Below are 1,691 nucleotides of genomic sequence, written 5' to 3'. Positions count from 1 at the left end.
ATCCCCGTGCAGCCCGCAGCGATGATTTCTGCGGGCTGCACGGGGATCGCTTGAAGATTCGCCTGACTGCACCGCCGGTCGAGGGCAAGGCCAATGCTTACCTGATGGCCTTTCTGGCCAAGGCGTTCGGGGTATCCAAGAGCCAGGTCAGCTTGCTCAGCGGCGAATTGAACCGGCAGAAACGGGTGAAGATCTGTTCGCCGAAGAAACTGCCGGATTTGCCGGGGCTGGTTGGGCGTCCGTCTTGAGTTCTGCGGCGTCTGCGCCCCTCACCCCAGCCCTCTCCCCTTGGAGAGGGAGCCGATTTGCGTGGTTTTCAAAACCACAGTTCAACTCGATATCCCACGTCGGCGTATCTCGAACATCCCGCCAGTCAGCCCCTCTCCCTCTGGGGGAGGAACCTGATTTGGCTGTTTTTCATGACCTGAGCTCAACTCGATAGATCAGGTCGGTGCAGCTCAAAAGAACACCTCGGTCAGTCCCCTCTCCCCCCGGGAGAGGGTTAGGGTGAGGGCTGCTTGCCGCTGACCCCACCGGTCTTTAGACTTACGCCTCATTTCAACGAGAGCAGGGTCGATGCCAGCTGCCTTTCCCCCCGATTCTGTTGGTCTGGTGACGCCGCAAACGGCGCACTTCAGTGAACCCCTGGCCCTGGCCTGCGGACGTTCGCTGCCCGCCTACGACCTGATCTACGAGACCTACGGCACGCTGAACGCGCAGGCGAGCAACGCCGTGCTGATCTGCCACGCCTTGTCCGGCCATCATCATGCCGCTGGCTATCACAGCCCCGATGACCGCAAGCCCGGTTGGTGGGACAGCTGCATCGGTCCCGGCAAGCCGATCGACACCACCAAATTCTTCGTGGTCAGCCTGAACAATCTGGGTGGTTGCAACGGCTCCACCGGCCCGAGCAGCATCAACCCGGACACCGGCAAGCCGTTCGGCGCCGACTTCCCGGTGCTCACCGTGGAAGACTGGGTGCACAGCCAGGCGCGTCTGGCTGATCTGCTCGGCATCCATCAGTTCGCCGCCGTGATCGGCGGCAGCCTCGGCGGCATGCAGGCCTTGCAGTGGACCATCACCTACCCGGATCGCGTGCGCCACTGCCTGGCGATCGCCTCGGCGCCCAAACTGTCGGCGCAGAACATCGCCTTCAACGAAGTCGCGCGTCAGGCCATCCTCACTGACCCCGAGTTCCACGGCGGTTCATTCCAGGAACAAGGCGTGATCCCCAAGCGCGGGCTGATGCTGGCGCGGATGGTCGGGCACATCACCTACCTGTCCGACGACTCGATGGGCGAGAAATTCGGCCGTGGCCTGAAGAGTGAAAAGCTCAACTACGACTTCCACAGCGTCGAGTTTCAGGTCGAAAGCTACCTGCGCTATCAGGGCGAAGAGTTCTCCGGGCGTTTCGATGCCAACACTTATCTGTTGATGACCAAGGCGCTGGACTACTTCGATCCGGCGGCGAACTTCGACGATAACCTGGCGAAAACCTTCGAGAACGCCACAGCCAAGTTCTGCGTGATGTCGTTCACCACCGACTGGCGCTTCTCCCCGGCCCGCTCGCGGGAGCTGGTGGACGCGCTGATGGCGGCGCGCAAAGACGTCAGCTACCTGGAAATCGACGCGCCACAGGGCCACGACGCCTTCCTGATTCCGATCCCGCGCTATTTGCAGGCGTTCGGTAA

General features: G+C 61.9%; 2 protein-coding genes. Both read left to right on the top strand.

All coding sequences use genetic code 11. The features are described from left to right. Positions 1-248: DUF167 family protein (locus DBR24_RS29200; protein ID WP_128616432.1), on the top strand; the 248-nt coding region annotated here is incomplete at its 5' end. A 328-nt stretch (positions 249-576) separates the two neighbouring features. Then, positions 577-1,691, top strand: a 1,115-nt coding sequence (locus tag DBR24_RS29195; RefSeq protein ID WP_128616433.1) for a homoserine O-acetyltransferase, incomplete at its 3' end; no start/stop codon positions are given.

Source organism: Pseudomonas sp. HMWF006 (genome assembly GCF_003061205.1).
GTDB lineage: Bacteria > Pseudomonadota > Gammaproteobacteria > Pseudomonadales > Pseudomonadaceae > Aquipseudomonas > Aquipseudomonas monsensis.
Note: the sequence above shows the minus strand (reverse complement) of the source record. Positions and strands in the feature narration are given on the sequence as shown.